Genomic DNA, 6,245 nt, shown 5'->3' on the forward strand with positions numbered 1-6,245 from the left:
TATTGTGTTGACATAAGGTCAACGTCTCGAAGACATCGTCTCGAACCGCTAACCTACTTAGTTTTCAATGATCTCAAACTCAAACTCTAAACCTTAACTCAAGGCCTATCAGCGTTTGTGGACGGGAATTATAGGGGAAAATACAAAAGAAGTCAAGAGGTTTGAAAAAGAAATTGAAAAGAATTACTTTTTATCACGGATTTGTATAATTTATGTCCACATAACCGGTTTCGGGAAAGACAGTAATCGTAGCATTACCATCAGATGTATGTTCTAGCTTGATTGTACAGTTTTGTGTTAACAAATACTGTGATTGGCTCGCGGCATTCGAAATTCCATTATAGGGACGCCCAAGTTTATCAAACGCAAATACTCCTAGGTTTGAGGAAAGCAAGCTACCATCATTCGTACTACATGAAGAAACTACTTTGGAAATTCCATGTGTTCCCGTTAGATCCATGATGCCATTATCATCCGATTCATGTAATTTTTTATTTGTCAATGGATCAATTGCGACTTCCACGTCTCCTACAGCATGATTTACATTTCTATTCTTATCTTTGTCATAAAAAATCGTATAATAATAGTTCAGTGGCGTACCGGATGCATAAAACCGTATTTGCCATCGTCTTAGCCACCATGTTGCATCACTTTCATTAAAATCATCACTGACCATAGCAAGATGTTGCGTATAACGGATATGCCCTGCGATTTGTTCAGCGGCTTGCTGTAATGGTTGGGTTGTAAAGTTCGGCATAGCGAGTACTGCCAATATCCCCATTACTATAATGACAAAAACCAATTCCAACAGAGTAAAAGCAAAACGTTTCATTGTATGACCTTAGAAAACAAAATTCATCAAAAAACGATTATAACAAAAAAGTGGAAAGATAGAGGAAAAAGAAGCGGTACCCCCACAGAAGCGGGGATACGGAGAAATTAAATTTCGTCAGCGAGTTCGACGTTGTAGAGAATGTCGTCTGTAGGGTGGCGATACATCGGCATACCGAGACGTTTTTCATCCAAGATGTGACCGATAAATCCGATTGAACGACCGACAACGAAGAATGCGTTCAACGCACCTGCTTCGATGAAGCCGTCGATTTCGTCTTCGCTGTAACCAAGAGCACGCCACATATCGACCATCAAGATACCGATCGTACCGTCAACGTTCAAGATAAGGTTATCTTTTTTAGACGTTGTCAATTTTTCGACTTCAAGAGCAAAATCAAGCAACGGAGTTGCCGGAAAGTGCTCAGCCGCGTATTTTTTGAGTCCTGATACACGAAGGTCCGGATTACGAACCGATTTGATACGGTGACCGATACCGGAAATCGTTTTACCCTCTTTTTTCATATAATCAATGAACTCTGCCGGAGACATACCGCGATCGTTCGCGTATTTGAAATATTTTGCCGCATCATCGATCGCGCCGCCGAAACGTGGTCCGATAGTGAGCAATCCTGTTACCAATGAGCTGATAACGTCTTTCCCTGCACGAGCGGTAACTTTTGCATTGTGTGCGCCCGAAACAGCCGGACCGTGATCGGCAACGGTTTTGATAACCGTTTCAAGATAATCGGTCGCCCATTTCGGGTAACGTTTTTTGAACCAAAGGAGTGAAATAACATCACCGATTCCAAAACCTGTCTCAGGTGTTGCCACCGAGCTGATCGGATAACCCGCATACGTCGCTTCATCCCCACGGTCATCAGAGATCGTACAGATGAACTCTTTTTTACGACGTACTTTCGGTACTTCACGCAATGCCGGTTCAACGATTTCACCAATGGTTCCATCTGCACGAAGTTTTCCGTAAACTTCAGCAATTTTTTGAGGAAGATCGTTAAAACTTGCAGGAACATAAATACCTGCTGCCGCCATCGCCTCATTTTTAGCCGCTGCCGTCTCTGCATCCGCATTTGCCGAAGCACCCGCGTGACCGAATTGAACACCAGAGCTGAAATGTTTTGCGATCGTTCCGATACACCATGCAATGATCGGTTTTTTGATCTTGCCTGATTTAACCGCTTCGATCACTTTGTACTCTTCAGTCCCCCCTACTTCGCCGAGAAGAACCATATATTTAACTTCAGGGTTGCTCTCCATACGAAGAAGGTTGTCAATAAATACTGATCCTACGAATCGGTCTCCACCGATTGCAACACCCTCTGCAATACCGTCGGCATTGATGCTGATGATGTTAGAGAGTTCATTGAACAAACCGCCTGAACGTGTTACGAGTCCGCATGAACCTGCACGGTGCAGTTTAGAGTTAATAATGTTTTCGATCGTTCCGCCGACGTTAGCGATTTTAAATCCGCCCGGAGCGATACCGCCGACCGTTGCCGGTCCGATAACAACGACACCCGCATCGCGAGCCGCTTGGTTCATTTTACGAGCAAGACGTTCAGGGATCCCTTCTGCGGTAACCATGACGGTTTTGAATTGTCCTTTGAGCGTGATCGCTTCCATCGTAACGTCATACGCCGTACGAAATGATCCGAAGTTCAAAAGAACGTCTGCATTTGGAAACGCGGCTGCCGCTTCGGTCGTGTTACGAAAAACCGGAACCATGATCTCATCGGGACCATAGAAAAATTTCTCGAATTTGTTTCCTGAAGTCGGAGCAACGATTGCTGCAACCGAAGGTTTCGCGCGATTGATGACATAGTCATAATCCAACATACGTTGGATAGCGCTCGCGTTGTTGTTCCAAAAAATTGCTTGTGTATCTTTGGTAAATAAAGCACCCATCATTCTCTCCTTATTTCTCTAAAGCCATACGGACGATGTCAGTGACATGCGTCTCCGGCCCATAAACTTCGATATAGAGACCCAAACGGTCTGCTGCTTCTTTAATATCTTTGAGACCTTTTTCATAGTTCGGTCCGCCGCGGCGTACATAAATACGTGTTCCGACCGCTTTCATTTTGTCTGCATAGGTTTCAAACGATTGGATAATTCCCGTAAAGGTTTTCGCAACATCGGTAAAGTTTGCAATCGCACCCCCGATGATAAGGATTTTATCGCGTCCTTTCGGATCTTTATGGCGAGTCATCAAATCCAAAACCGTATCGGCATAGAATTTAGTCTCACCGGTAGTCGGTCCGCCTGAATACTCACCGTAGTTCGCAAGATCAGCAACATTTCCGGAGAGGTCTGCAATCGTATCGGCATATACAACCGATGCACCGCCACCCGCAACCATCGTCCAGATGCGCCCCATCGGATTAAGGATAGTAAGTTTCAATGAAGCACCCGATTTAGAGTCCGCTTCTGCGATCGCTTTTTCTTCAGGAGATTGATCTTCCATACCAAACGCTGTCGGGAATTCGGCACCACACCATGATTCACCCATCATAAACCCTGCAGTGTCATCAAGACGTGCAACCAAGTCAAGGATATGCATATCGTTACCGATCATAACAATCGGGTTGATTTCAAGGTAGGCAAAGTTCAAATCGCGGTAGAATTTGTAAAACTGCTCAGCAAAAGCGATAAAGCGCTCTTTGTTTTCCGCAGGGATTCCCGCAGGGACATTCGCACGGATCAAATGTGCGATGTTCGCGTCATCCATAGTAATTGGGATATGAACTTCGTTAACTTTCTCTTCCCAACCCTCTTCAACTTCCATACCGCCCTCAGCCGATAGATAAAGAACATCATCTTCACCGACTGTCGTTGCTGAGATATAGTACTCTTGGTCTTGAGAGTGCGGAGTGAACGGCTCAACAATAAAATGGGTCAATGTCCCGTGTTGTCCTGAAAGAAGCGTTGTTTCGTGAGAGATTTTTTCATCAATCCATTTTGCGGCTTCTTCAAGGGTGACATCACCCGGTTTATTGGTTCTAAACAATACTAGATCATTTTTACCCCGTTTACCGAACAACATATCAGGCTTTGCAACAAGAGCCTCTTGTTTCAACCATTCAAAACCGTGTTTTTGCGCACATGCACGCAATTCATCCCCATTGGTCACCAATACTGATTTGAAACCGTAATGAAAACCACTGAAGTATTTTTCCCAATGTTTAGAGAAAATTGCTTTACCGTCGTATTCACGAATCGCTCTTTGAGCCATTGCAACTCCTTCGAAAATCTATTTGATAGAAATTATATCACTTATGAAGAATTTGAATGGCTTCTGAGCTATTTTGGATACAACAAGATCGATTATTTGTTTACTTTTGTAACATATATCTCATATATCGGTTTTTTAGTGTAACTTATAGTAACTTTTTTGCTCTCTGAGTGGGCATGATCCTCTAATCGGTAATCTTCACAGTGTGTGATTCCGTAAAAACGGAGCCGTAATTGCAATTTCTCATTCTGAGCATCAACACATCGTATACGGTTGGAATGTAATTGATGTGCAAGTTCTTTGGCAACATGCATAGAATAGGAGAAATGATGTGTCGGATTTTTCATAAAACGGTAGAGATAGTGATTAAAAAAGACCGCTAACGCATTGAGTATCAACAAAATAAACGCAGAATAAAAGAGAAATCGGTACCGTTTGCGAAATTCTCGCAAACGAATACGATAGGTATGCAAAAACGTTTGTGCGGCGAGAGGTAACGCCAACAGCAAAAACGGAGCAAATGTTTGGATATCCACTTTTTGACGAAAGGAGAGTAGCAGTGAGATCATAAACGCACTCATTGAAATCATCCAAATCAAATCCCACTCTTTGGCAATCATACGTCGATAGAGGACATAAAACAGATAGATAAAGACAATCGGAGAAAAAATTGCGGTATACACCCCTAAAACATCTAAAAATCGACTCTCCGGCAATCCCCCGACATGAATACCGTACAGAAAAAGGGAGACGCTTAACGCTACGGCTCCAAGAACACTATAGAGATACTCTTTACGATAGAGCCCATATAACATTAATGCAAAAAAGAGATAGGCAAAAGCCGGATCAATGACAACTAATAACGGCAAGACGATCAGAGCGTAACGACCTGCGTTCAGATGCAAATAAACAAATAGAAAAAGAGAGGCGATAACCAAACCGGCATTATCGACGACCAAAGCCGCACTGGTCACCCCGGGAAGCAGTACATAAATCAGGATAAGCCACAGCCGATCATACGGACGTGACAAATAGTGCTTGGAAATCTCGTACAGCAATACGACCGATACGAGATGCAATACAATCATCGGGATTCGGAGCGCATAATCGTTTTGTCCGAAAAGATGGAGTGAAAAGGTAATCAAGGAACCTAGTAAAGAGGGGTTGTGCGCATAAAGTATTTTGGCTTCGTTGTAGCCGATAGAGAGCCCTTTGATCTCTAAAACAAGAATTAAAAAATTAATCCCTAAGAGTGCTAAAAAAAGGGCTCGTTCTCTCATAGTTTCAAAAAGTTGTTCAGGATCTCGTGTCCGAATTCACTCATAATCGATTCGGGGTGAAATTGAACGCCGTAAATCGGTTTGTCTTTGATCTCCAACGCCATTATCTCATGATCGTCTTCGCTGTAGGCAGTCGGGATAATCACATCGGGGAGATTTTCCTGCTCGACGATCAGCGAGTGGTAGCGGGTCGCCGTAAACATCTCTGGAAGTTTATGGAAAATAGGGGTTTCTCCCTGACGTACCATCTTTGATGTCTTGCCGTGCATCATACGATTCGCCCGCACGACATGTCCCCCAAACGCCTGAGCAATACTCTGATGCCCCAAACATATCCCTAAAATAGGTACTTTATCGGCAAAATGGTGAATGACCTCGAGGGTCACCCCTGCATCATCGGGAGTCGCCGGCCCCGGAGAGATGATAATCTTCTCAGGATGGAGTGCTTCGATCTCTTCAACACTCAGTTCATCATTACGAATGATTTTTAAATCAGCGCCGAGTTCCAAACAATACTGAACGATATTATAGGTAAAGCTGTCATAGTTATCAATCATTAAAATCATTACAATTCCTTACCATGCTTTGATTGTATTATACAAGCTATCACGCTCAATTGGTTCAAATCCGCTGTTCTTTATCAGAGCAACGAACTCTTCAAGATTCACCCCGTTTGCACTTTTGGCACCGGCGGCGGAGTTGATCGACTCGCGCTCGATCGTACCGTCCAGATCGTTCGCCCCGAACTCTTGGGCTACGAGTGCCAGATTCACCGTCGAAGTGACCCAGTAGGCTTTGAGATTAGCGACATTATCCAAAACAATGCGGCTGATCGCCATCGTTTTGAGAATTTCATGCGCCGTGATCGACTCTTTGACATT

Annotated in this window: 5 protein-coding genes and 1 pseudogene; all 6 read right to left on the reverse strand. The window is 43.7% G+C overall.

The annotated features are described in order from the left end of the window. Positions 1–193 precede the first annotated feature (193 nt). Positions 194–832 carry a prepilin-type N-terminal cleavage/methylation domain-containing protein gene (locus tag VFW36_RS11820; RefSeq protein ID WP_329659019.1) on the reverse strand — a complete coding sequence of 213 codons (639 nt, stop codon included), beginning with the start codon at positions 830–832 and terminating at the stop codon, positions 194–196. A 107-nt stretch (positions 833–939) separates the two neighbouring features. Further along, positions 940–2,757 carry a citrate/2-methylcitrate synthase gene (locus tag VFW36_RS11825; protein WP_329659020.1) on the reverse strand — a complete coding sequence of 606 codons (1,818 nt, stop codon included), beginning with the start codon at positions 2,755–2,757 and terminating at the stop codon, positions 940–942. A gap of 10 nt (positions 2,758–2,767) precedes the next feature. Continuing rightward, positions 2,768–4,084 (reverse strand): ATP citrate lyase citrate-binding domain-containing protein, encoded by a 1,317-nt coding sequence (locus tag VFW36_RS11830; protein WP_329659021.1) that lies wholly within the window; start codon positions 4,082–4,084, stop codon positions 2,768–2,770. 92 nt (positions 4,085–4,176) lie between these two features. After that, positions 4,177–5,364, reverse strand: coding sequence for a hypothetical protein (locus tag VFW36_RS11835; RefSeq protein WP_329659022.1), 1,188 nt, complete (start codon positions 5,362–5,364; stop codon positions 4,177–4,179). Further along, the gene (locus tag VFW36_RS11840) at positions 5,361–5,930 is read right to left on the reverse strand and encodes an aminodeoxychorismate/anthranilate synthase component II (RefSeq protein ID WP_329659023.1); all 570 of its coding nucleotides are present in this window, start codon (positions 5,928–5,930) and stop codon (positions 5,361–5,363) included. Before VFW36_RS11840 ends, VFW36_RS11835 begins: the two co-directional genes overlap by 4 nt. Before the next feature lie 9 nt (positions 5,931–5,939). After that, positions 5,940–6,245: pseudogene (locus tag VFW36_RS11845) on the reverse strand (aminofutalosine synthase MqnE); the annotation flags it as partial.

The organism is Sulfuricurvum sp., assembly GCF_036279695.1.
Classification (GTDB): Bacteria; Campylobacterota; Campylobacteria; order Campylobacterales; family Sulfurimonadaceae; genus Sulfuricurvum.

Excerpts from the sequence above, each read along its gene's own strand:
- VFW36_RS11820 (WP_329659019.1), bottom strand. The coding sequence starts at position 832 with ATGAAACGTTTTGCTTTTACTCTGTTGGAATTGGTTTTTGTCATTATA.
- VFW36_RS11825 (WP_329659020.1), bottom strand. The coding sequence starts at position 2,757 with ATGGGTGCTTTATTTACCAAAGATACACAAGCAATTTTTTGGAACAAC.
- VFW36_RS11830 (WP_329659021.1), bottom strand. The coding sequence starts at position 4,084 with ATGGCTCAAAGAGCGATTCGTGAATACGACGGTAAAGCAATTTTCTCT.
- VFW36_RS11835 (WP_329659022.1), bottom strand. The coding sequence starts at position 5,364 with ATGAGAGAACGAGCCCTTTTTTTAGCACTCTTAGGGATTAATTTTTTA.
- VFW36_RS11840 (WP_329659023.1), bottom strand. The coding sequence starts at position 5,930 with ATGATTTTAATGATTGATAACTATGACAGCTTTACCTATAATATCGTT.